At 62.6% G+C, this 243-nt stretch carries 1 pseudogene; it reads left to right on the top strand.

Annotation, left to right across the window (positions count from 1 at the left end):
• A pseudogene (locus CH341_RS35045) lies at positions 1-243 on the top strand (ABC transporter permease subunit); the annotation flags it as partial.

A 243-nucleotide genomic window follows, 5' to 3' on the forward strand; every position in this document is an offset into this window, starting at 1 on the left:
GCAATGGTACCGCGAGGTCTTCGACAATCCCCTGTGGATCGGTGCGGCCTGGCGCTCCTTCGTCGTCGCTTTCAGCGTCGCCGTGGTGGCTCTCATGCTCGGCGTCCCTGCGGCCTTCTATTTGGTCCGGCGCGCCCGACGCACGACCGCCATCATGGCGTTCCTGATCTCGCCTCTGATCATGCCGCATATCATTATCGCGGTGGCGCTCTTTTATCTCTTCGCGCAGATCGGTCTCGTCGG

The organism is Rhodoplanes roseus (genome assembly GCF_003258865.1).
Taxonomy (GTDB): Bacteria; Pseudomonadota; Alphaproteobacteria; order Rhizobiales; family Xanthobacteraceae; genus Rhodoplanes; species Rhodoplanes roseus.